At 45.7% G+C, this 25,264-nt stretch carries 17 protein-coding genes and 1 riboswitch; of the genes, 8 read left to right on the top strand and 9 right to left on the bottom strand.

Annotated features, from left to right (window positions below):
* Positions 1 to 45 precede the first annotated feature (45 nt).
* Both C7475_RS02665 and ygiD read right to left on the bottom strand, forming a co-directional pair.
* Complete coding sequence (locus C7475_RS02665; RefSeq protein ID WP_110050757.1) at positions 46 to 696, bottom strand: HAD family phosphatase; 651 nt, start codon at positions 694 to 696, stop codon at positions 46 to 48.
* 895 nt (positions 697 to 1,591) lie between these two features.
* On the bottom strand, positions 1,592 to 2,473 hold the full coding sequence (gene ygiD / locus C7475_RS02670) for a 4,5-DOPA dioxygenase extradiol (protein ID WP_110050759.1): 882 nt from the start codon (positions 2,471 to 2,473) through the stop codon (positions 1,592 to 1,594).
* Between the two features lie 82 nt (positions 2,474 to 2,555).
* Between ygiD and C7475_RS02675 the strand changes: the two genes are divergently transcribed.
* A complete protein-coding gene (locus tag C7475_RS02675; protein ID WP_110050761.1) occupies positions 2,556 to 3,818 on the top strand; it encodes a dicarboxylate/amino acid:cation symporter in 1,263 nt (420 codons plus the stop codon).
* Here C7475_RS02675 and C7475_RS02680 read toward each other — a convergent pair.
* The 4 genes from C7475_RS02680 to C7475_RS02695 form a co-directional block, all read right to left on the bottom strand.
* Positions 3,760 to 5,064, bottom strand: coding sequence for a YdcF family protein (locus tag C7475_RS02680; RefSeq protein ID WP_110050763.1), 1,305 nt, complete (start codon positions 5,062 to 5,064; stop codon positions 3,760 to 3,762). The two genes, C7475_RS02675 and C7475_RS02680, sit on opposite strands and share 59 nt — an antisense overlap.
* 40 nt (positions 5,065 to 5,104) lie before the next feature.
* Positions 5,105 to 6,415, bottom strand: coding sequence for an amidohydrolase family protein (locus C7475_RS02685; protein WP_110050765.1), 1,311 nt, complete (start codon positions 6,413 to 6,415; stop codon positions 5,105 to 5,107).
* A 46-nt stretch (positions 6,416 to 6,461) separates the two neighbouring features.
* Positions 6,462 to 7,634: a PLP-dependent aspartate aminotransferase family protein gene (locus tag C7475_RS02690; RefSeq protein ID WP_110050767.1), complete on the bottom strand. Its 1,173-nt coding sequence runs from the start codon at positions 7,632 to 7,634 to the stop codon at positions 6,462 to 6,464.
* A gap of 164 nt (positions 7,635 to 7,798) precedes the next feature.
* Positions 7,799 to 7,911: riboswitch (SAM riboswitch) on the bottom strand.
* A gap of 50 nt (positions 7,912 to 7,961) precedes the next feature.
* Complete coding sequence (locus C7475_RS02695; protein ID WP_110050769.1) at positions 7,962 to 8,933, bottom strand: NAD-dependent epimerase/dehydratase family protein; 972 nt, start codon at positions 8,931 to 8,933, stop codon at positions 7,962 to 7,964.
* A 100-nt stretch (positions 8,934 to 9,033) separates the two neighbouring features.
* On the opposite strand from C7475_RS02695, the gene C7475_RS02700 reads away from it, so the two are divergent.
* The 4 genes from C7475_RS02700 to C7475_RS02715 all read left to right on the top strand — a co-directional run bounded on the left by C7475_RS02700 (position 9,034) and on the right by C7475_RS02715 (position 15,336).
* Positions 9,034 to 9,636, top strand: coding sequence for a TetR/AcrR family transcriptional regulator (locus C7475_RS02700; RefSeq protein WP_110050771.1), 603 nt, complete (start codon positions 9,034 to 9,036; stop codon positions 9,634 to 9,636).
* Between the two features lie 192 nt (positions 9,637 to 9,828).
* Positions 9,829 to 11,160 (top strand): TolC family protein, encoded by a 1,332-nt coding sequence (locus C7475_RS02705; protein WP_158286398.1) that lies wholly within the window; start codon positions 9,829 to 9,831, stop codon positions 11,158 to 11,160.
* A gap of 23 nt (positions 11,161 to 11,183) precedes the next feature.
* Positions 11,184 to 12,251 (top strand): efflux RND transporter periplasmic adaptor subunit, encoded by a 1,068-nt coding sequence (locus tag C7475_RS02710; RefSeq protein WP_110050775.1) that lies wholly within the window; start codon positions 11,184 to 11,186, stop codon positions 12,249 to 12,251.
* 43 nt (positions 12,252 to 12,294) lie between these two features.
* Positions 12,295 to 15,336, top strand: a complete 3,042-nt coding sequence (locus tag C7475_RS02715) for an efflux RND transporter permease subunit (protein ID WP_110050777.1) — start codon at positions 12,295 to 12,297, stop codon at positions 15,334 to 15,336.
* 53 nt (positions 15,337 to 15,389) lie between these two features.
* Here C7475_RS02715 and C7475_RS02720 read toward each other — a convergent pair whose 3' ends face one another.
* Positions 15,390 to 16,163, bottom strand: a complete 774-nt coding sequence (locus C7475_RS02720; protein WP_110050779.1) for an SGNH/GDSL hydrolase family protein — start codon at positions 16,161 to 16,163, stop codon at positions 15,390 to 15,392.
* Positions 16,164 to 16,989: 826 nt separating this feature from the next.
* On the opposite strand from C7475_RS02720, the gene C7475_RS02725 reads away from it, so the two are divergent.
* Positions 16,990 to 17,655 (top strand): response regulator transcription factor, encoded by a 666-nt coding sequence (locus C7475_RS02725; protein WP_110050781.1) that lies wholly within the window; start codon positions 16,990 to 16,992, stop codon positions 17,653 to 17,655.
* Positions 17,656 to 17,699: 44 nt separating this feature from the next.
* On the opposite strand, the gene C7475_RS02730 is transcribed toward C7475_RS02725, so the two are convergent.
* Both C7475_RS02730 and C7475_RS02735 read right to left on the bottom strand, forming a co-directional pair.
* Positions 17,700 to 18,854, bottom strand: coding sequence for a FecR family protein (locus tag C7475_RS02730; RefSeq protein ID WP_110050783.1), 1,155 nt, complete (start codon positions 18,852 to 18,854; stop codon positions 17,700 to 17,702).
* 278 nt (positions 18,855 to 19,132) lie between these two features.
* A complete protein-coding gene (locus C7475_RS02735; RefSeq protein ID WP_110050785.1) occupies positions 19,133 to 21,418 on the bottom strand; it encodes a GH92 family glycosyl hydrolase in 2,286 nt (761 codons plus the stop codon).
* A 391-nt stretch (positions 21,419 to 21,809) separates the two neighbouring features.
* On the opposite strand from C7475_RS02735, the gene C7475_RS02740 reads away from it, so the two are divergent.
* Both C7475_RS02740 and C7475_RS02745 read left to right on the top strand, forming a co-directional pair.
* Entirely contained in the window at positions 21,810 to 24,707 is a 2,898-nt protein-coding gene (locus tag C7475_RS02740) for an OmpA family protein (protein ID WP_110050787.1), read from the top strand.
* A gap of 2 nt (positions 24,708 to 24,709) precedes the next feature.
* Positions 24,710 to 25,246 carry a T9SS type A sorting domain-containing protein gene (locus C7475_RS02745; RefSeq protein ID WP_110050789.1) on the top strand — a complete coding sequence of 179 codons (537 nt, stop codon included), beginning with the start codon at positions 24,710 to 24,712 and terminating at the stop codon, positions 25,244 to 25,246.
* Positions 25,247 to 25,264: the final 18 nt, after the last annotated feature.

Consider the following 25,264-nt stretch of genomic DNA (forward strand, 5'->3'; position numbering starts at 1 on the left):
TACACAAGATAGAACTTTAAATGTCATTTTTACAATTATATTTTATCAGAATAACTGATCCGGGTTAAGAGCGGTATAATCCGGTACGAAAGTAATGATGTTATTATAGTCGCTGAACTCTTCACGCGTGTGCATGGTAGTGATCACAACGGCTTTCATGCCTGCATTAGCAGCTGCTTCAACGCCTTTAGGAGCATCTTCGAACACGATACACGAAGCAGGATCAACGCCCAGTTCTGCAGCTGCTTTCAGGAATACTTCCGGATGAGGTTTACTGGTAGCTACATCATTGGCGGTAATGATGCTTTTGAAGTAATGCCTTATATGAAGATTGTCCAGTGCAAAGTCAACGTTAAAAGGAATAGCTGCCGTACCTATACCCATCAGGATACCCTGTTTATCTGCTGCGTCCAGGAAAGCCTGCAAACCTGGTATTAGCTCCAGGTGAGGCAGGTAAGCCGCCTGGTACCTTTTCTCTTTTTCCAGGGATAGCTCGTCCATCTCTGCCGTGGTGAAACGGTCCTTTCCAAAAACACGTACCAGCAATTCCTGGTTCTTGCCATACATTTCCTTCTTCACTGCTTCCCTGCTCAAGCCTGCACCCAGCTCAGTCAAAGTGTTATACCAACCTTCCAGATGATAACCCATGTCGTCGATCATCGTGCCATTCATGTCGAAAATAAATGCCTTTTTCATATGCCTGTTTACAATTTTTGCAGGCCAAAGCTACTAAAATAGGATGAAGTTGAATCCCTGAAAGACGATCGCTGATTTTCCCGGAAGCAGGAGGCGCCCCTCTCCTGCTATGGGTGCCACCCTGCTGATCATGATCGTTAATGCAAATTTAGCCCTTTAATTTTCGCCATTTCCGGCAATGTATACAGGACACAAAACCATGTATACAGGATGCAAAAGCGCGTATATAGGACGCAAAAACGCGGGGTCGGAAATCCATTCAAAAGATGCAGTTATGAATTAGAAATACACTTAACCCATCGCTCCTTTCCCAGGTGATTTTGCTTATCCCGGTTTGATATCGCTCAGATATTCTTCATCCTGCGTTAATCTTACGTTCATGAACGTAGGATCAACGCAGGATGAAGAATATCAGATGAATACATAAGCGATACCAGAACAAGTGAAAAAAGGGGCGCCTAAAGGGTAAAAAAAGAAGGTCGAATGAGTTCGACCTTCGTGATCTAGTTCACGTTATTGAATCGACCGCATGCGGCAAAAATTACTGGGTTTGCATGCAGTTCGCAGAAACATTTTTATTTTTTGAGCAGGGAAATTCCACGTCATCAAACATCACGATATAACAGATATGAAACAAACCGGACAGCCTGGAGGCAATCGCTGCTCGCCGGTGATGTATCAGCACATCATAGCCTGCCGGATAGAATATCATAAACGGTGGAATATCCGGATAGTCAATACTGGGTAAATGTAATTGCTATCTCATGCAAGATAATGATAAATGTCAAATTTACAATTAAATATTTAAGCGCCTGTTTAATGCAAAAAATCCATAGAACAAAAGCTCGCTTTGGCACCATTGTCTATGGATCTTTTTATGTTCGGAAAGGTAGTACTACTCTCCTACCTGGAAGCAACGCATACTGATACTTCCGTTCTGGATCTCTTCGTAAGTGAACCTGATCTCTTCATTGTCTCCCGCAAGACCCAGACCGTAAATGAACGGAAAATAATGGTCGGGTGTTGGAATGGAGAGCTTCGCGGCCTCACCCAGTTTCTCGTAATGCAACAGGTCGTCGAACGCACGCTGCTCTATTTTGCTCTTTACAGTAGCGTCAAATTCAAGCGCCCAGTCAAACGGAGCGGCGTTATCGGAAAAACTGATCTTCCGGAGGTTATGTACGATGTTCCCGCTCCCTACTATCAGTACCCCTCTTTTACGCAACTCTCTCAATTCCTGCGCCAGCTGGTAATGATATGCCGGTGGCTTGTAGTAATCGATGCTCAACTGAAATACCGGGATATTGGCCTCGGGGTACATATGTTTCAGTACCGACCATGTACCGTGGTCCAGCCCCCACTGATCATCTTCCACTACCTGCGTGCTTTTGATCAGTTGTGCCGTTTCACGGGCAAATTCCGGTGATCCCGGCGCCGGGTACTGCACATCATGCAGTGCCTGCGGGAAACCTCCGAAGTCATGTATGGTAGCCGGCCTGCTGGCTGTCAACACATGCGTGCCTCGCGTCAGCCAGTGCGCAGATACGACCAGTATTGCGTTAGGCAGTTGTTTCACAGATTCACCCATCTCTTTCAAACGGCGGGTGAAAGCATTGTCGGAAATAGCGTTCATCGGATTACCATGTCCGATGAACATAGCCGGCATCAATGTAGTACGCTGATAATCATGGGTGATCTTCCCCAGTTCTTGTAATTGCATATATAATCCTCCTACAGGTAAAACGGCCATTGCAGCCAGAAAATCCTTCCTGTTCATAGTAGGCAAAGATACTCAACACCGGAAAAGCGATAAATGGACAAATCATCTGATAAAGTGGACTTTTCAATATATTTGAGCCATGCGGACCATACTCAAAAACTATAGCAGCCTGTTACTGCTGCTCGGTGGAATAATTGCCGGCAGCATTCTGGGACTGATCTTCGGAAAACAGGTGGAAGTGATCAAACCGATAGGCGATATATTCCTTAACCTTCTCTTTACGGCAGTTATACCGTTGGTATTTTTTGCCATTTCTTCAGCTATAGCCAATGTTGATCCCAGTCAAAAACTGGGCAAAGTGATATCTGTAATGGGAGCGGTTTTCGTCGGCACTGTACTGGTATCCGCCTTCCTGACTATCGTGGCCATCTGGTTCTTTCCCTTAAAGGCGGTCACTACCGGTCCGAATACTATGGAACATATGCAAACGGGCAGCGCAGGCGATCAGCTTACCCGCCTACTGACAGTAGGAGAATTTTATGAACTGCTATCCAGGAAGAATATGTTGCCTTTCATTATCTTTTCCGCCCTGGTGGGATTTGCAGCACTGAAGGCAGGAGAATCCGGTAAGGCCTTCCGCCGCTTCCTGGATTCGGGCAATGAGGTGATGAAGGAACTGCTGAACATTATTATGATACTCGGCCCGATCGGTCTGGGTGCTTATTTTGCTTACCAGGTAGGTACACTGGGACCAGAATTATTTGGCACCTATGCCAGTTCAATGGCGCTCTATTATGGCTTTGGGATATTTTACTTCATCGTCATGTTCAGCGTCTATGCTTTTATGGCGGGCGGTATGGCTGGCGTAAAGATCTACTGGAAGAACAACCTCATACCTACATTCACCGCATTGGGTTCCTGCAGCAGCATTGCTACTATACCGGCTAACCTGACCGCTGCGCAGCGCATGGGTATTCCTGAACATATCGGTAATGTTGTGGTGCCATTAGGCGGTACCTTGCATAAAGATGGTTCCAGTATCTCTTCAATTGTAAAAATAGGCGTGGTATTCGCCATGTTCGGCAGGCCGCTGACGGGCGTGGATACCGTACTGCTCGCATTGGGCGTAACAGTGATCGTTAGTATCGTAGAGGGGGGAATTCCTAATGGAGGTTATATCGGGGAATTGCTGGTAATGTCTGTATATGGTTTTCCGATAGAAGCGCTTCCGGCTGTAATGGTGATCGGTACCCTCGTGGATCCCCTGGCCACCATCCTGAACGCTACCGGCGATACAGTAGCTGCCATGATGGTTACCAGGGTGATGAAAGGGCGCCGTTGGCTTAAGGATCGAGCGGATCTTCAGGGTCCTGCTGCCAGGCTTTCAGATCAGGCGTTATAATATTTTCGGTAGGTCCTTTTCTTTCTAATCCTGTATAAGGCAGGTAACCTATTTCATTCATAAAGCGTGCGGCCATCTTTTCAATGGCGAGCGACTGGAATGAATCTGATACGATCAACATTGGTTTAGTTGCGGGTATATTGAACAGGTAGATCAATCTTACTGCATTCCTGATGTTGGTCGTAGTATGTCTTGCATGCGGCTCTATGATAACGGCACTATCCGGAATACCAAGCTTGCTCACCATGTACTTCTTCATCTCCACTGCTTCACAGACCGGTGTTTTATATGGGTGTACATGTCCGCCGGATACAATGATAAATGGCGCTACTTTTTTGTTGTATTGTTCTGCCGCTAACTTGCAACGGAACATGCCCATGCTGTCCATCGTCATACCTGCTTTTCCCGGCCCGCTTCCAGGTACCATGATGCTGCTGAAGCGATAGGCGTTCCAGTTGGTCCTTTTGGATTTTGCAAAAGGGGCTGCATTCTGCCCTTTGTATAAAGGTTCGTAACGGGTAGCTTCATCCCTTCCGTTGATTTCCAGTGCCTTCAGTGAAGCCACTAACGGTTGTCTGTAAAAGGCATTGCCTGCATTTGATACCAGTAACGGCTGCACAGCTGTCTTCACCAGCTTCACAAATGCCGGGCTGGCAGGGCTGAAAGAAATAGAATCGATCCTGGGGTAACGGGGACGCGCTCCTCCAAGATATACCCTGCAGATGTGGTTAATACCGGCTGCCACATCTTCCCATGCTTTGCGTATAAAGGTAGTATCGGCATCGGGTGTATACACCGGATAACGTTCTACGACTTTCAGACGTTCCACTAATTCCGCAACATCGTTATTCGACAACACCAGGCGTTTAAATTCCTCACCTGCATCGTGGATCTCATCCGGCGTCCATTCAAGAGCCTTACTGATACACGTTGCATCTCCGCATTGGCTGTATGCCGTGGTAAGACGTGTCTGTCTGTCGCGCGCTATCTGATTGAAGACGGTGTTCTTTACAACGGCATTATGTATCGGCGCCGACCTTTCCAGCATATATAACAGGTAGAACGATTTCCTGAGTTGTACCTGTTGTTGTGTGGTGTAGGAAGAAGCAACACTTCTTGTCGTTTTTACTGTTTTTGCCGTTCTGGCTTTTGATTTCCCCCTTGATGTCTTCTTACGTTGTGCCTGTCCCGTTACTGTTATTAAGCATAATAGCAGGCATAGGCTCATGTTTAATGCTGATCTCATATCTTTTTAATACAGCGCGTTGGTGGCGCTTTACTTTTGATTACTGTATCTGTTTCCCGTTCTTATATATTGCGTGAATGCTGCGTGTCGCCTTCATATTCTCCAGCGGATTTGCGTCCAGCACCATAAAGTCAGCCTTTTTACCGGGCAGCAGGCTACCGGTTTCCCCATCTATTCCTAACATAGCTGCCCCGTTATGTGTTGCATACGATATGACTTTCAGCGGAGGAATACCTGCCTCCTGCATCAGTTGTAATTCCACGTGCTCAGAAAACCCCTGGGCCCTTACCGGCTGTGCACCGGAGTCAGTTCCCATTGCAATTTTAACACCGGCACTATCCATTTTGTGAAGGTTACGGGAAGCTATCTGTAGTGACTTCATCTTGCGCTCTTTTTCTTTCTCATTCTGCTGACGAACTTCATCGCTCTTCAACATATCCCAAACGCCCGGCTCCAGAGAGCGGATGAAGAAAGGATCGTTGAACCATTCAGGTTGAGAGGCATAAATGAAGGCGAATTCTTCTATGCAGAGCGTAGGAATATAGTAGACGTTCTTTTGTTTCATGGCGGTGATCAGGGAGTCGTCCACTTCCTGGTCCCGAATGCTGTGTGCAAGTACATCGACACCTGCATCTACAAGGCGTTTGGCGTCTTCGAGGTAGTAAACGTGTGCGGCCACTTTAATATTGTGTACGTGGGCTTCAGCAATGATGGCACGATAAACGTCGGGGTGTATACGGGGTTCTCCATCTACCCAGATCTTAACGAAGTCTGGTTTCAATACGGCCATGCGGCGCATATCCTGCATGGCCTCATCCGGGCTGCCCGGGCGCAGGATGCTTGGACCGAAAGCAACTGGCGGCGTACCTCCTTTGGCGCCAAAACCATAACCGGCGGTATAAAAGGAAGCTCCTCCCAACATACCCATCCTTGAGGCATTCTGAAAAATAAAGGCCGACGGCTGATCTGTTCCCAGGCTCAATACAGTCCCTACCCCATATTCCAGGTATTGCATCAGTTGGCGGGCAACATTATCCGGAGTATAATTTGCAGCAACCACGCTCTTACCCTTTAATAGTCCGAGGTGGCCATGACCATTCACCAGTAGTGGCATTACTGTCTTTCCCTTTGCATCTATTTCAACGGTGCCTTCTACAGGATAATTTGTCTCTGCCGGCAGTACGGCAGCAATGGTATCGTTAGTTACAACAAGACTGACATGGGAACGGGCATTGGCCCCGCTCCCGTCAATCAACGTAATATCTTTGAGTATAAAAGAAGTGTTGTCCTGGGCATAGGTATATAAACAAATAGCGGAAAGGCCAACACTGAAAAACACACGTTTTAGCATAGTTAACAATTTGCAGTTTATCAATCCAGAAACTGCAAACTACGAACTATAAACTTAAAACGGACCCTGTTGACCGCTGAATTTTATGAAAGGCAAGGTCAAGGTCCGTAAGGAGGTCGGCCGGCTCCTCCAGTCCTACGGATAAACGGACAAGACTGTCGGCCACTCCGACGGCCCTCCGCTTTTCATCAGGGATGGATTTATGTGTCATGCTGGCGGGATGACATAACAAACTTTTAACACCGCCGAGGCTTTCTGCCAGTTTAAAATACTGGGTACCAGTCACAAAAGCAAGTGCCGCAGCTTCCGTATCGTCTTTCAACGTAAAAGAGACAATGCCTCCAAAACCTTTGGACTGTTGTTTTGCTATTTCATGGCCGGGGTGATTGGTCAATCCGGGATAGAAGACCTTATCGACAAGCGGATGTTGTTCCAGGTATTCTGCGATGGCCTGGGCATTCGCACAGTGCTGGCGTATACGCAGGTGCAATGTCTCTATACCGCGGATCAGGAGAAAACTGTCAAACGGTGAAAGGATCGCTCCGCAGGCGTTCTGATAGAATTTGATCTCTGCGCCCAGTTCCGCTGTTTTTGTCACTACCAGTCCCGCTATCAGGTCACTATGCCCTCCCAGGTATTTGGTAGCGCTATGTACGACTATATCAGCACCCAGTTCCAGCGGCTGTTGTAACACCGGCGATGCGAATGTATTATCTACACAGAACAGGCATTTGCTGGCTGCTGCAATTTTCGCAATGGCTTTGATATCGGATATCTTTAGCGTGGGATTAGTTGGTGTTTCCAACCAGATCAGCTTAGTAGCTGGCGTGATGGCGTTGAAAACAGCCTGTACATCTGACGTATCTACATAGGTGACCTTGATCCCGAATTTAGCATACACTTTGTTGAATAACCGGAAGGCCCCTCCGTAAATATCATCCACGGCAACAATTTCATCACCATACTGTAACAGTTTCAGGATAGCGTCAATGGCTGCCAGCCCGCTGGAAAAGGCGATACCGGTAGCTCCTGCTTCCAGCTGTGCAGCTATCTTCTCCAATGTTTCGCGGGTAGGATTGTTGGTGCGTGCATAGTCATAACCCTTATTTACGCCAGGTGCTTCCTGTACGAAAGTAGAGGTTTGATAAATAGGCACGGCGATAGCGCCTGTTTGAGGATCTACGGGAATAGAATGGATCAGTTGTGTGATTGTGCTCATCTCTTTGTGTTTTTGAGTTTGATGATAATTGTTGATTAAACAGGTCCTTATGCGGAACTTATCAAAGAGATGCAGATGTTGGCAGGAAGCTCTTAAAAACAAAAAACTCACCTGGTAGCCAGATGAGTTTTGTTATATTTTGAGTAAAATAGATCAAACCTACTGATTTATCTTTCCCGCTACTAGCGGGCTGGATGTAGCACCTTTCCGGTTTGGTGGAACCGGGTGGTTGCTAAGGCTTCGCAGGGCCATTTCCCTCTGCCTTTCTTGATAAGAAACTTAAAGAACTGGTGCAAAGATATAGGTGAACGATTTAATCTGCCAAATTTATTTTTTAGTAACCGTTAAATTTTTAACCGTCAATGCAATCCCTTCTTCATACGAAGTGGGTTTAAAAATAAAATGCTTTTCGAATTTTGTACTGTCAAAAATATAGGGGTGCGTGGTCTGATACATCATCTCATGCAGTTCTCCGATAGTTCTGTTGAAAAGTCCTGCCAGTCTGATCATAAAGCTACCAAGCTTCATATGTGCAGGTTTAACTTTTAGCGCCGCAGCGACCATTTCAACATATTCTTTTCCGTTAGGTGCAGGATTAGTTGTTGGCAGATGCCACACCTGATTAAAAGACGACGGATCTGAAGCCATGAGATACAGTGCCTTTCCTGCATCTGGGGTGAATGTGTAGCTATGTGTGACATGATCATTACCTATCCAGTTAGCTTTTGAGCCGCCTGCCAGTTTATTGATCACCATGATATTGAGAATACCGGTACTGTCTGCAGCAGGACCATAGAAATCTGCCGACCGGGCAATACTGGCAGTAAGATTTCCTTGCTTCACATTCTCCATGATCTTATCTGCAATGGCTGCCCTGACCTCTCCTTTTTTACTTCGGGGATTATAAGGTGTTTCCTCAGTCATCCGTCCATCTACAAGCCCATACATATATACATTATCAAAAAAGATCAAAGGGATACCTCCTTCGCTGCAGGCGTCTATTACGTTCTGAATGATCTTTGGCCATGTTTCCTGCCAAACCTTATGGTCATAGGTCAGTCCCGCGCATAAGAAGACCATTGAAGAACCGCTGACAGCCCTGCGTGTCTGTAAAGGGTCGGTAATATCCGCGGCCATAACATCCGACACGCCGTTAACCGGTTTACCTTGTCTGCTGACCAACCTCACCTCTTTTCCCTTTCCGAGTAGTACCGCTGTCAACTCTTTTGCTATACTTCCACCTGCTCCTAAAATTGTATAAAGTACTGATCCTGTTTCGTTTAATTGTGCGTTGGCCATAATAGGGTTTGTATTTGTTTGAAATAATTGACGTAAAATAAGAGAAAATATTTTATTTACTGAACACTGTTTATTAAGTTTGTGTTGTAAAGTTAAATACATGGGTATTACCGACCGTAAGGAAAGGGAAAAGCAGGAAATGCGGAAGCTGATCATTAGTGCAGCAATGGAGATGTTTATTACTGAAGGGTTTGATAAGACTTCTATTCGCAATATAGCTGACAAGATAGAGTATAGTCCCGCCACTATTTACCTCTATTATAAGGACAAGGACGAACTTTTATACGAAGTTCAGGGCCAGGCTTTCATGGAAATATACAACGCCTTTGTAAGGGACGTGACGGCTACCGATCCGATGGATAGACTGCAGCAGCTACTTCATTCTTATGTCAACTTTGGCTTTGAGCATCCTGATCTCTATGATCTGATGTTTATTCTCCGCTCACCAATGAACGCTACAGAAAATGACTGGCCCAATTGTGACGAGGCTTATCACTTTCTGACGAAAACCTTAGAGGAATGTATTGACCAGCTACGTTTTACGGATGTTAATCTTGCTGCTCTTTCAATATGGGGACTTGGACACGGGCTGATCTCCCTTTATATCAGGGAACGCATTAAGGTCACGAAAATCCCTGATGACCAGATCCGTACCGCTATCAAAGCCACCGTGGATGAACAGTTGCGCCTGATTAAAAGATAAGAGACCATTGACGCAATCAACTATTTTGAATGTGTATTACATCGATACTTCCTTTTTAATTGACAAAGTCAATTAGGTGATTTATCTGATTGGTACACATTCGACACAGACACTTTAGTGTCTTTTTTTATACTCTTCTACTAAACACTGTTCATAATTTCAACTACGATCATGAAAAGAAAAATGTTCATAATGCTGTTGACGTTATCCGGAATGTCTGCCGGATACGGATATGGGCAAGGCAAGGTGCTGGACGACTATATTCAGCGCGCCTTTTCACAGAACCAGGGTTTGAAACAGCAGAGCTTTCAGCTGGACAAATCATTGTATGCCTTGCAGGAGGCTAAAAGCCTGTTTTACCCCCAGGTAGGTTTGACAGGCAATTACACAAAAGCCGGTGGTGGCCGTACCATTGACATTCCTATCGGCGACATGCTGAATCCGGTCTATAGCACACTGAATCAGCTGACGAACAGTCAAAAGTTTCCGCAACTGGAAAACCAGTCAGTGTTATTAAACCCTGACAATTTCTATGATGTTCATGTACGTACCTCTCTCCCATTGATCAATACGGAAATATGGTATGCACAGAAGATCCGGAAGGAGAACATTACGCTTCAGCAGGCTTCGGTGAACGTTTATAAACGCAAGCTGGTAAAAGATATCAAGACTGCTTACTACCAATATTATCAGGCGGGAAAAGCTGTGGCTATATACAATGCAGCGTTGCTACAGGTGCAGGAAAATATCAGGGTGAACACCAGCTTCCTTAACAACGGTGTTACCAATAGCACCGCACTTACACGTGCCAAAGCAGAGCAACAGAAAATAGCAGCATCTATTACAGAGGCGGAAAATAAACAACGCAATGCCGCCGCTTATTTCAACTTTCTGCTGAACCGTGACCTGGACGCCACTATTGCTATAGACAGCAGCATCTTTATCCCAGAAGAAATATTGCCACCGCCTGCTACAACAGGCAATACCAGGGATGAGCTGCTACAAATATCCCAGCAACAAAAGATCGCGTCCCTCTTCTATCGTCAGTCGAAGTCGTACCTGGTACCTAAACTGAGCACGTTCCTGGACCTGGGTTCACAGGGTTTTAACTGGAACGTTGATAGCAAGTCCCGTTACTACATGTGGGGCGTAAACCTGCAATGGGACCTGTTTGCCGGTGGCCAGCGCAAATACAAGGCCCAACAGGCAGCCATTGACGTGAGTAACCTGCAGGCCGCTTATAATGAAGCCAGCAACTCCTTTCAGCTGGAGCAACAAGTTGCGGAAAATAATTATCGTACGGCTGTAGCCAATTTCGGAAGTGCGAGAGAACAACTGGTATTATCTGAAAAATATTATAACGATCAATCTAAAGTATACAAAGCGGGACAGCTGTTGTATATCGAATTACTGGATGCCCAAACCCAGCTTACGAATGCAAAACTCCAGTTGTCAGTAGCCTTTGCTGCCGTACAAACTGCTATAGCCGACATTGAACGTACACAAGCCTCCTATAAACTTTAATCTGCTTCTTAAAAATATTCATCATGAAATCTATTCTCACCTTTTCACTGCTGGCGTCTTTTTCCTGCATCGTTATTTCCTGCGGAGCACCCAGCGCGGCTGAAAACAACAACAATAAATCGACAGAGATACCAGTGAAATTGCTTCCGTTGAATGGTCAGTTAAACTCCAATCCTGCCATTTCCGTATCAGGTCAGTTTACCACTGACGATGAAGTACTGCTCTCTTTCAAAACGGGTGGTATCATTCAGCGTATCATGGTCAAAGAAGGTGATGCGGTGAAAAAGGGGCAATTACTGGCTGTGCTGAATCCCATAGAGATCAACGCCCAGGTACAACAGGCGCAACTGGGATATGAAAAAGCACAACGTGATCACAAACGTGTAGAGAACCTCTATAAAGATAGTGTTGCCACACTTGAACAGTTACAGAATGCGAAGACAGCACTGGATATCGCTAATGAACAGGTGAAGACGGCACAGTTCAATCGCACACACTCCCAGATCGTAGCTACAGAGAGCGGTTATGTATTGCGCAAACTGGCCAGTGAAGGACAGCTCGTACAACCCGGTACGCCTGTATTTGAGACTAACGGCGCACAATCAGGCAACTGGCTCCTTCGTGTGAATGTCAGCAATAAAGAATGGGCGGCCATCACCTTACAGGATAAAGCGAACGTCGAAGTGGAAGCTGTTCCTGGTAAGACCTTTCAGGGTATTGTTTCCCGTAAATCGGAAGGCGTACAACCACAAAGCGGTTCATTCACCGCAGATATCAAATTGACCGGAGAAAGACCTTCCGCTATTGCTTTTGGCATGTTCGGGAAAGCAGTTATCGCACCACAAACAATTGCGGCGACCGACGGACAAGGCCCCTGGGCTATCCCTTATGATGCCCTGCTGGAAGGCGATGGCAGTACCGGTTATGTCTATGTTACCAATGATAACAAAACCGCGCACAAAATAGCTGTAACCATCGCCGGAATGGAAGCAGGTAAAGTGATCATCAGTAAAGGCCTCCAGGAAGCGGGCGCCCTGATCATTTCAGGCAGCGCTTATCTTACCGAAGGCAGTCCTATCATCATAAAATAATGGCCGCACAAGCAACGGAACTCCTCTAATAAATCAACGAATCATGAAAATCTCTTCATACGCGGTAAAGAACTATCAGTTTACACTGGTGATCTTTATTATGATCATCGTACTAGGCATTACGACCATTCTATCTATGCCCCGGTCCGAAGATCCGGAAGTTAAATCTCCATTCTTCAATGTGGTGGTCGTATATCCCGGGACCAGTCCCAAAGACATGGAAGACCTTGTAGTAGACCAACTGGAAAAAGAGTTGTCTTCCCAGGAAAACATTAAACGTGTACGTACCAATATCGGAGATGGGCTGGCGGTAATACGCGTGGAATATAAATACAATAGCAATGTCGACGACAAATACCAGGAAGTGCTGCGTGTTGTGAATGGCAAGCGTAATGATCTGCCAGATAATATTAATATTGACGTTATGCGTCAGCAACCCAGTGATGTGAATATCATGCAGATAGCACTGGTATCTGAAACAGCGCCTAAAGACCAGCTACAGTACTATGCGGAAAAATTACAGGATGATCTGGAGACTATAAAAGCGTTGAAAAATGTCGAGATACATGGTATCCCCGACAGGCAGGTAAGGATTGAACTGAACCTGGAGAAGATCGCACAGATGGGATTACCGGTGAACAAAGTCATTTCAAGCATACAAAATGAAATGAGCAACATCCCTGGTGGCAGTCTCGAAGCCGGTAACCGTAGCTATAACATCAAAAGCAGCGGCAGTTATCAGCAGCTCGACGAAATAAAGAACACAGTTGTTTTTAACAGCAAAGGGAAGAATATCTTCCTGAAAGATGTTGCTGCTATTTACTATGGTTTGGCTGACGAACAATATGAAACACGCCTCAACGGCCGCAGGTGTGCCTTTGTGGTGGCAGCGCAGAAGGAAGGTGAAAACATCAGCAAAACCAAAGAGCTTTACCTGCCGGTGCTGACCCAATTTAAGAAAACACTGCCATCAAATATTGACATGGTGCAACATTTTGACCAGGCAGATAATGTGAACAGACGTCTTGGCGGACTAGGAAAGGACTTCATTATCGCGATATTGTTGGTGGCCGTTACTCTTCTTCCGCTTGGATTCCGTCCTGCATTGATCGTGATGATATCTATTCCTTTGTCGCTGGCCATCGGCGTCGTTTTACTGAATGTATTCGGCTACAACCTGAACCAGCTGAGTATTGTAGGATTGGTAGTTGCACTGGGCCTGTTGGTAGATGACAGTATTGTGGTAGTAGAAAATATTGAACGCTGGATGCTGGAGGGACATTCCAGGATGGAAGCTACGCTCAAGGCCACGAAGCAGATCGGCCTTGCCGTTGTGGGTTGTACGGCTGCACTGGTGATCGCTTTTATGCCACTGGTCTTTTTACCCGAAGGTGCGGGAGATTTCATCAGAGGTTTACCAATGGCAGTCATTCTGAGCGTATTTGCTTCTATGCTGGTGTCGCTTACTATTATCCCGTTCCTGTCCAGCAAACTACTGTCGGAACATACCGGCCATCCCGACGGCAATATCTTCATGCGCACACTAAAAAAGCTGATCCACGGGAGCTATGCGCGGGTACTTGATAAGGCATTGAAAAGACCTGTCCTTTCCATTGTCATCACGCTGATCATATTTGGCGGCTCTATCATGTTATTCCAGGTGGTAGGTTTCAGCCTCTTCCCTGCTTCAGAAAAACCACAGTTCCTTGTGAACATTACAACGCCTCCGCAGTCAAGCCTGGCTTATACAAAGAGTATTGCACGACAGGTGGAAAAGGATCTGCAGAAGGAAAAGGCCATTACTTATTTTGCAACGAATGTAGGCAAGGGAAATCCCCGGATCTATTACAACGTGATTCAGGAGAATGAAAGAAGCGATTTCGCTCAGATCTTCATCCAGCTTGATAATCATGCATCTCCGGATGAGAAGCTGAAGGTGATCGAAAAGCTGCGCAAACAGTGGACGCCGTATCCGGGGGCTAAAGTGGAGGTGGTTAACTTCGAACAAGGTCCTCCGGCGCCGGCACCGGTTGAGGTGCGCCTCTTTGGAGATAACCTGGACACACTTCGTAGTCTGGCGGCACGGGTAGAGATCATGCTGCAAAAGGTACCGGGAGCGATCTATGTGAACAATCCGGTCAAACTGCTGAAGACAGATATCAAAGTGGACATCGATAAAGAGAAGGCCCAGTTGTTAGGTATTCCAAGTATAAACATTGACAGGACCGTAAGACTTGCAGTAGCAGGATTGAACCTGGGACATTACGCTGACAAGAACGATAACGACTATGATGTGCTGCTGACACGTAATAAAGAAGGACGGCCAACGATGGAAGTCTTCAACAACCTGTATGTAAATAACCAGGATGACAAGCCATATCCATTGTCGCAGGTGGCAAGTCTGAGGATGGAGACATCACCGCTGCATATCAATCACCAGGAAAAAAGACGCGTTGTATCCGTAACAGCTTCAATACAGGAAGGCTTTCTGACGGATCGTGTGATCAACAGTACGATTGAGAAGATGAATGCATTTCCGCTGCCTGCAGGATACAGCTATGAAATGGGTGGAGAAGTGGAAACAAGACAGGATTCCTTCGGAGGTTTTATGAGCATTATTATCGTAACGATGTTCCTGTTCATTGCAGTGCTTGTATTGGAGTTCAAGACATTCAAAAGTACGCTTATCGTATTATCGGTAATACCCTTAGGTGTGGTAGGCGCAGCTGTAGGATTATGGCTGACAGGCAATTCCCTGTCTTTCGTCGCCATTATTGGTATGATAGCGCTGGCGGGTATCGAGGTGAAGAACACCATTTTGCTGGTCGACTTTACCAACCAACTGAGAGAACAAGGCAAGACGCTGGATGAAGCTATCAGGGAAGGGGGTGAAATACGGTTCCTTCCTATCGTACTGACATCACTGACTGCCATTGGAGGATTGATCCCGATCGCCATCTCTACAAACCCTTTGATCGCGCCGCTGGCAATCGTGCTTATCGGTGGATTGATCAGCTCTACACTACTCTCCCGGATAGTAACACCGATCATATATAAACTGATCCCTCCTAAAATAGGGCACTGAACAATCTGAGTCAAAAAAAAGGCCGCGATGACTATCATCGCGGCCTTTTAGTGTTATTTCTTTACTACATCCATCCAGGAAGCGGCCATCAGCGAGGCGCCCGCTATGGCAGGATGCACGCCGTCTCCTGTCCAGTAAGAACCTGGAGCCGACTTCTCCGCTTTATCATAGATAGCCTGATATGGAATGAAAGCAGCTTCAAATTTTGTTGCGATCTCACGCGCAGCAACACGATATTCATCGAAAGCCGGGAACCATTTATCGTCAACAGCTTTTACACCGTTTACTGCAAAAGGCTCGCCGATGATGAGCTGTACGTCAGGCAACTGTTGCTTCGTACGCTCCAGCAGGGCAGTAAAATCGTCCCTGTAGGTCTTGATGGTACCTTTATAGTTACCTGTCAATGTGTGCCAGAAGTCATTTACGCCGATCAGGATACTCAGCACATCCGGTTTTAGCTGTAAACAATCGGCATCCCATCTTTCAGCTAACTGGTATACTTTGTTACCACTGATCCCTTTATTATAGATCTTCAGATTTCTATCGGGGAATTCTTTCAGCAGCAATGCAGCCGCAAGATAAGCGTAACCATTTCCCAATGCGCCGGGGTGGTTCGCCTCACTGTTATCCCGTTTACGTCCCGCATCTGTAATAGAGTCTCCCTGAAAAAGGATCACTGCATCCTTCTTCAATGTTACCTTTTTAGCATGGGCTTTTTTTTCGCCGGTAGCCGCAGAAACAATATCAGGCAAACTCAGGGCGGCCAGACTGCCCAAGGATACGTTCCGGATGAAATTCCTCCGGTTGGAATTAGGTTGTTGTTCCATGGAATTATGATAGTTAAGTATGCACGTTGTGGTTATACCACGCAAATGGTGAAACCTGTAAGGGAATAAAGCTAATAAATTATAGGAATAAAATAAAGATGCCGCCCAGGAATGAGCGGCAATTTAGTTATCTATCCTATGAAAACCTGTGTTTAAAAAGTCTTCGCTTTTGCCTGGTATACATTCTCATAATCAGCATACCAGGCTTTTGCGAACCATGTGGCTTTATTATGGATATGGATATGGCAGTTTAATATTGTCAGATATGTCGAATAATCACATAAGTTTTATATCCCATTGATATTAATTTCTACTTCAAATGCTATTAATGCTAAATGATTTATGCATTTCTTGTGTAAAGATGTACAATTGTTGCCGCCGATTTCGTAAATTTCAGGAGCCAATATGTAAAATGAGTAAGGACACACATATTTCTAGGTGCTAACACTTATTTTAAACAGGGTAGCGGACTTGACGATAAAAGGCCCCAATATTTGACGCATATTTACGTCCAGCTCGCTGCTTTAACTGTTTTTACCCACCTATCTTCTCTGGAAAACCTCATTAAAAGTAAAATCCTGTATTGTCGGGTTACATTGCTGCTGACTATACGGGTGTGAATTGTTCACTGATCATTAAAAAGACTTATTTGAACACGAAATTTGATACGCGACCTATAACTATGCGGATACAATCTTTTCCCACTGCCAATTTTAGCAGCAGTTATGCGTTTAATGGAAATAACATATGCGAATGTCCGGTAAACAGGTGTTATGGGAAGAGCACTAACGGGGACGAACAAACTACCTCAAACTAGAATTAGCCAATGAAAGAGCCAATTTACAGAATACTCGTTATTGAAGAAGATGCTGCTTTAATAAAAAAAATTCAACAGTTATTAACCCTGCATCATTACGACGTTCACACCTCTACCACTCCTGAAGAAGGAATGTACATCTGCCGGCAATATCAGCCGGACCTTGTTGTTTGTGGCGTAAGACTCCGCGGAGGGAGCGGTTATCATTTTCTGATGGAGCTGCGAAATGATCCGTCCCTCCAGCATATCCCCTTTATCTTCATCAGTGGAAAGGAAGGAAAAGAAGATATGCGCATGGGTATGAATCTCGGTGCTGACGACTTTCTTGCAAGGCCCTTCAAGAGCAAGGAATTGCTGCTAAGCATTAAGTCAAGACTTACCAGGTTTACAGTATTCAGCGTGCAGCAGCGGGAGAAGAAACACACTACAATCGTATCCATGCCTGTTATTCCTCCGGAAGTACATCACAAATTAAGTAAGACGGAATTCAGGGTCATGCAGATGATCGCGGAAGGGATGAGCACAAGAGAAATAGCACAGACGCTTAACATTAGTATTAAGACTGTCGAGAATCACAGGCATAATATATCGAAAAAACTAAACCTCACGGGACACAATTCGCTGATCAAATACGCCATAAAACATCTCACCCAACAGTATAAGATACTCTCATAACGCGGCCGGTAAATGCGCCTGTCCGGTGAGTTTGCCGTTATATCCTATTTCAGATGTACGACGCCTTTCTCGTCATATCTGTAATGGACATCGCCAATCAGTTCCAGTGTTTCCAGGAAGTAATCAAGGCGTTGCAGTTTTTCAAGACCGCCGGTAAATCTTTTGCCGGACAGCTCTTTATTGTCGAACACCACCTGTACGCCGTACCAGCGTTCTATTACATGTGCGATTTCGAGCAGGGAGGTATTATGAAAAACGTATACACCTTTCATCCAGGCCAGTACTTCACTTTCGTCGAATGAGCGGACATCATAACCTTTGTCGGTTTTATAAACCGCTTCCTGTCCGGGACGCAGACGCACTTCTTTTCCGTCGGCCTTCGCTACTACGGAGCCGCTTACAAGTGCTGTCTTTGTGATGCCATCGTTATAAGCATTCACGTTAAAGGAAGTGCCTAATACCTGGATATCGGTTTGCTCAGTATGTACTATGAAAGGCTTGGAATCATCTTTTGCTACCTGGAAGAAAGCTTCTCCATCCAGATACACTTCGCGCTTATTGCCGGGGAAGCTGAACGGGAAGCGCAGTTTTGAAGTGGCATTCAGCCAAACTTCCGTTCCGTCGGATAACAACAGTTTATAATCCATTTTAGGAGGCACGGTAAGTGTATTAAATCCATTGCCCATAGCCGTTCCTCCTGTGTATTGCAGCTTCTTTGCACCTGCACTAAGCTGGACATCCCCTGTTTTAATATCCTGTTTTTCCTGGTTGTAAGGCAATGCAATGGTCTCACCTCCTGCCAGCTGTAAACGTAACCCGTTCACAGGAACAGGCGTTGAAGTAGCGACTACAGGCGCCGGCTCAACGGTCCGGCGGCTATTCTTCCATATTAGGCTGATACCCGTCAGGGCAACCGCTAATACGGCTGCTGCAAATAACCATCTCCTGATATTGTAAACGCCGCTGTTCTTTTCGGAAAGTTCTTCCCGTACAGCGCTCCAGGCATTGGCTACATCTATTTGCTGCCAGAATTTTTCTTCTCCGGGCAATGAAAAACTATGTTTCAAAGCCCTCCACATCAATTCTATGTCCTCATGGCCATTAATTAATGCTGAAACATACTGATCGTCAGATTCATTAATAGTACCATTACGCTTTTTCAACAAGAGCTGGTAAATGTGTTCGTGATTTTCACTCATCTTTCTTGGCTGTTCGAATTTATGATAGATGGCTCCGCACGTGGAAAATGCAGCTTCAGCTGCAATCTATTGCATGAAGCTACGCACATCCGTTCATTAAAACTGTTAATTACCAGTTAACGCATTTGCTAACAAATTGTTATGGAGGCCGGAAGGTAAACGATTGCGCTGGAAAAGACACCGCAGTTAAAGGGGGCGCGGGAACCTTCAAAAGGCTATAAATATCAATGGCTGCCATGTTCAGAACAAGGCAGCCATTGGTTCATATCTGTATATGATTAATACTTGGAATCAGGGCGATTAGCAGCCATTTTACCGAAGTCGTAGGCAGGTTTGTTACCCATCGTGATCTTCAGCGTACCACCTTTCAGAATGTCAGCATGACGGATATAGCTATTGTCATAAGGTTTACCGTTCAGGGTCACCTTCTGAATATAGATGTTCTCCGCGCTGTTGTTGACAGTTTCTACTGTAAAGGTTTTACCACCTTGTAATTTCAGGCTGGCCTTTTCGAACAGCGGACTACCCAATACATAGATCCCTTTCGCCGGATTTACAGGGTAAAAACCGAGAGAAGAGAATACATACCAGGAAGACATTGCGCCAACGTCCTCATTACCGGCCAGGCCTTCCGGAGTCTTTGTATAGAAATCTTTCATTACTTGTCTCACCTTTTCAGATGTCTTCCACTGATTACCGGAATAAGCATACATGTAAGTCACGTGATGGCTTGGTTCGTTACCGTGTGCATACATGCCTATCAGACCGGAAATATCATTTGAAGCCTGGGCGCCCATATCACCTTTTGCAGTGAACAGGCTGTCAAGTTTCTTAGTGAAAGCGTCATCGCCACCCAGGAGGTTGATCAGACCTTCTACATCCTGTGGTACCAGCCAGGTATACTGCCAGCCGTTACCTTCGGTAAAGTCGCCTTTCTCATGGATAGAGTTGAAAGGATCATAAGGTGTTTTGAAGCTGCCATCATCCATTCTCGGGCGAACGAACCTGATAGTGCTGTCGAAATAGTTCTTATAATAACCAGCTCTTTTTGAGTAGTACTCGAAGTCTGCCGTACGGCCCAGCTTTTTAGCTACAGCTGCAATACACCAGTCGTCGATAGCATATTCCATCGCTTTGGATACAGATTCGTATTCTTTATCTGCAGGTATGTATCCTTTAGCTTTGATGTCTTTCATACCCAGATCATCTCTCATAGAGGATGCTTTCATAGCTTCAAAAGCAGCGTTAATGTCAAAGCCTTTGTATCCTTTCAGGTATGCGTCTGCAATTACAGGTACCGCATGGTAACCCACCATACAGTTCGTTTCGCTACCCATCAGCGGCCAGATTGGCAATTTACCCTGTTGCTTGAAGATAGCCAGCATAGAGTTCACAAAACTGTTCACTCTTTCAGGCTGTGTCAATGTATACAACGGTGCGCAGGAACGATAAATATCCCAGAGAGAGAAAACGGTATAGTTGTCAAAACCTGGATTGCTGTAAACCTTCTTATCAGTACCACGGTAAGCACGGTTATGGTCATTAAAAAGAGCAGGTCCTATCATGGTATGGTACAGTGCTGTGTAGAAGATACTCCTGTTAGTCACATCCTTTGTTTCCAGCTGTATTTTGGACAGTTCCTTATTCCATTTTGCCTGTGCTGTTTTCACGGTACCGGCAAAGTCCCAGGAGGGGATCTCGCTATTGATATTCGACATTGCGTTTTCGCTGCTAACAGGAGAAATACCTACTTTCAGCATTGCCTGCGCCGGTGCCTTATCGAATGAAATAACACCTTTGATCGTCTTGCCTTTACCCTCGGTACCTGCAAGTTTCTCATCGCCGTTAAACACCTGGAAATCCTTCATTGGCACGTTGCTACGGATAGCGAACCAGAGACGTTGATCTTCAGCCCATCCTTTAGACATCCGGTAGCCTACCAGGGTATAATCATCTTTCTTCTGAATAAAGGTTTCTACGGGAGCATCCCAACCGATACCTTCTTTCAGATCGATAATAATGTGGCCTTCTTCTTCCTGTGGGAAAGTATATTTATGAAAACCCACTCTCTCAGAAGCGGTCAGTTCTACTTTGATATTGTAGTCTTCCAGCTGAACGGAATAATATCCTGGTTTAGCTGTTTCGTGTGCGTGTGTATAACGGGAACCATATCCGCTGGTAGGATTCTCCTGGCTACCGTGATTAGTTCTGATCTTACCGGTATATGGCATTATTAGGACGTCGCCCAGGTCGCCAATACCCGTACCGCTGAGGTGCGTTTGCGGAAAACCGATTACAACACTGTCCGAATAATGATATCCGGAACACCAGTCCCACCCTTTTACAATGTTGGTCGGACCGACCTGTACGGCGCCGAATGGCACACTCGCTCCCACGAACACGTGACCATGACCACCTGAACCAATGTAGGGGTCTACATATTCTACTGGTTTAAAATCTTTTGCTGCGGTGAAAGCTGCTTTTTTCTCTTGTCCCTTTACCTGCATGCCCGCTAATAACAGTGTAGCCGCCAGCACAGGATAATGCTTAAGTCCCAATTGCATATCTCAAAATTCCTTTAGACTGGCAATATACGGAGTGCCGGGCAGAAAATGAAGATTGAGCAGATATGCGTGCTAACACGTTTTGGGTAAGCGGCCGGAAATATCTGCCAATCTCGGAAAACTGCTCAAATACTTGAGGTTGATAATCAACCGCTAACTACCCGTTACTTTAAATTTTCTTTTACTATATCTACCACAAATGTGTTAATTCTGTGCCGATTATTTAGAACAATTAAGACATACTACCATCCTACTTCTGTGTGATTCGTGTAAACAATACATTAAAATAAGAATAAATAGAATATAAGTCATATCTTTACTTTATTTATAATATAAGATATAATATAATATTATATACTTATAGCCTTATTACTGTTATAACTTGTATGAGATGAAAGCAATTCTACTCATTTTATTGATCCCTATCTTTGTCTGTTCGAGCTTTCTCGCAAAAGCACAATCCGGTTTGCGAGGTATTAACTATCAGGCAATAGCACGTGTTGACAACCAAAGAGGTGATGTCCTGGCCTTACAGGCGATACAGATTAAATTCAGTATCCTTGACGGCGGCCCTGATGCGAATGCGGTATATACCGAAAAACATCAGACCACTACCACCAGCCAGGGGCTTTTTTCTTTGATCATCGGTGCTGGTACTCCTGAACTGGGCGACTTCTCCAATATTCCCTGGAGCAAGGGTAACCAATACCTGAAAGTCGAACTGGACAAAAACGGAACCAATGACTTCGTACCTGTTGGCGTAATGCCTTTCATGGCAGTACCTTATGCACTTTATGCGGCTAACGGCGGTTCAGGAGGCCCAGGTGGCGGCGGTGGTACTGTCAACATCGTATGGCTGGGTACATTGGCAACGCCTCCGGCACTTCCTGCCGCAGGTCAGGCTTATTATAACAGTACAGATAAGCGCTCTTACATTTACGATTCTACTGGTGTAGGCACCGGCACATGGCAGATCATGGCGCAGGACGGTTTACCGGGTCAGTCTCTTGCCTGGTTAGGTTCATTTACTACCGAACCATCCAGTCCGGGAGTAAACCAGGCCTACTACAACCTGACAGACCGTAAGGCATATATATATGACGGCACCGCCTGGCAGGTCTTCTCTGAAAGCGGCCAAAATGGTGTAGGTACGGGTATCAGCTGGTTAGGAACACTGGCAACTGCGCCGACCGATCCGGTAGAGAACCAGGCCTATTATAACAGTACAGACAAGAAATCTTATATCTACGATAACACCGGCGCATGGCAAACCCTGACACAGGATGGTGTAAGTGGTACAAGTGGTGTTTCTATGAGCTGGTTAGGCACAATGGCGACTGCACCGGCTACTCCTATTTTAAATCAGGCTTACTATAACAGTACAGACAGAAAAGCTTACATCTACGATAGTACCGGCACCTGGCAGATCATTGCACAGGACGGTACCGGATGGAACCTGTCATCGCTGGAATTCCGTGAAAATGGCGCTCTCGGATTAACAACCACAGCAAATGCGGACACCGTTAAGTCTTCCAGCAGGGCTTGGCTGATCAGGGGTAACAAGGATATCAACCCGGCGATTGATTTTATAGGCACTATAGATGATAATCCTTTTATTATAAAGGCGGGTGGTACAGGACCATCTTTCGAGAGAATCCGCACTTTCCCTGATAAACCACAAACGATCATAAACGGTACGGACGACGCAGGAAGCCTGATGGGAAAAGCTGTACTGACCGTTTTTTCCAGTGAAGTAAGTACAGGTATCGTTAATAATAACAGTCTTTATCCTAATGGTGTTGTTGGATACGCTAACAGTAGCACCGGTGGAGGTCTCGCGGGGTATAACTTTACTAATGGCCCAGGTGTAAAAGGTAGTTCATCTGTTGGACCCGGCATTCTCGGAACTGGTTCTACCCGTTTCAATAGAGCCGTAGTAGGTACTCACTCCTCTACAAGCGGTGGTAGCGGTGTAGAAGGTACCACTAACTCACCATACAAATCCACTACCAATGTTAGATCTGCAGGCGTATGGGGCTCCTCTACTCATGCTTCAGGTTATGGTGTGCTCGGCGTTGGTAACAACCTGAAACCGGATATGTATGATAATCCTCCTGTGATGGGTGGCGGTGCAATGGGACTTGGTACTGGTGCAGGTGTGGTTGGTTTTGCAATAAACGCTTTTAATGGTATTGGCGTAATAGGTGGTGGCAATAACGAAGTTGTTATGCTTCCTACAACCGGAGCTGGTGTTGCTGGTAGTGCCGGCGGTAACTTCCCTGGCGCTGGTGTGTTTGGCTTTGCTAAAATTAACCAGGGTGTTGTTAGCCCCGGTAATGATAATCGCTGGGGCGGTGCATTCCAGTTCGGTAACTATTCCGCTTCTGATATTTACACTTACCTGGCTGGTAGCTCTGGCGGTAGTCTTTATGGACTTATCTCCAACGGTACAAAATCGACAGTTGTAAAAGACGAAAAAGGTGAAAATCGCCTGCTTTTCTGTACAGAAGCGCCTGAAGTACTCTTCCAGGACTTTGGAACAGGAGAACTGACAAACGGTTCAGCTCATATCGATCTGGAAAACCTGCTGACAAAAGTGATCCGTGTTGACGCGAAACATCCGATGAAAGTGTTCATCCAGCTGGAAGGTGAATGTAACGGTGTATACGTGACTAACAAGTCGGCCAAAGGATTTGACGTAAAGGAATTACAGGGTGGTAAATCAAGTGTTCCGTTCACCTGGCAGATCGTTGCTTCCCGTGCGGACGAAGTAATGTCTGACGGTACTGTTCAGTCTTACTCCGACAGACGTTTCCCTGTAGGCCCTGGTCCGATACCAGTAACCGCAGCTTCTACTGAAGCCGTTGATACAGTAGCAACAGTTACCGCTAAACCGGTGTTGAAAGCAGTTACCCTTAAAACGACAGAAAAAGAAGTTATCAATAAAGCATTCTCTAACCTTCAGTTCTCCAGTGCAAAAGCCGATATCTCAGCGTCTTCACTGCCTTCTCTCGATAAAATGGCGGCCCTGTTGCAGGCGCATCCTGAATGGCAGTTATCTCTGAGCGGTCATACTGACAACGAAGGAACAGAGGCATTTAACCAGACTTTATCAGAAAAAAGAAGCGAAGCTGTAAAACAATACCTGGTTGATAAGGGTGTTGCGGCTAACAGGATCACTACCAAAGGATACGGACAAACGAAACCACTTGCCGTGAACGACAGCAAAGCTGCGAAAGGTAAGAACAGAAGAGTGGAGATGGACATCCTTACTGAAGAAAAACCTTAATAATGACAGTCATCAAAAAAATATTAACAGCTAATGTTGTGTGTGCGTCCTTCCTGTTACCAGGAAAGACGTACGCGCAATATATAGAGAGGCAGGTAATAGCCAGTACCGGACATTCCGCCACTCTCCCGATTTTACCCCTGGATTCATTTGGTACTCACATTGATTGCACCATAGGTGATATCGCTGTAAGGTCCATCAGATATCCGGATGAAGTGCTGGTCACACAGGGATTTCAGCAGCCACCCTTACAGGGCCTGCTGAGATTACAGAAAGATGAAATGCTGGTATTCCCGAATCCTACGACCGACAAGATCACCATCATGTATAAGCTGGAGGAGAACGTGAAGAAAGTGGACATCAGGGTGATCACCCTCGGCGGACATATGGTTTATACGACCACCTTTATTCCGCAGGACGGGGAACTGATGCTCAAGACCGTGATGGATTGTACACGTTTTATCCCAGGAATCTATGTAGTTACGCTCATCATGGACACGGGAATTAAAGTGAGCAGAAAGTTTGTAAAATTTGATTAGCAGTGAGTATATTGGAGA

Source organism: Chitinophaga sp. S165 (assembly GCF_003182155.1).
Classification (GTDB): domain Bacteria; phylum Bacteroidota; class Bacteroidia; order Chitinophagales; family Chitinophagaceae; genus Chitinophaga.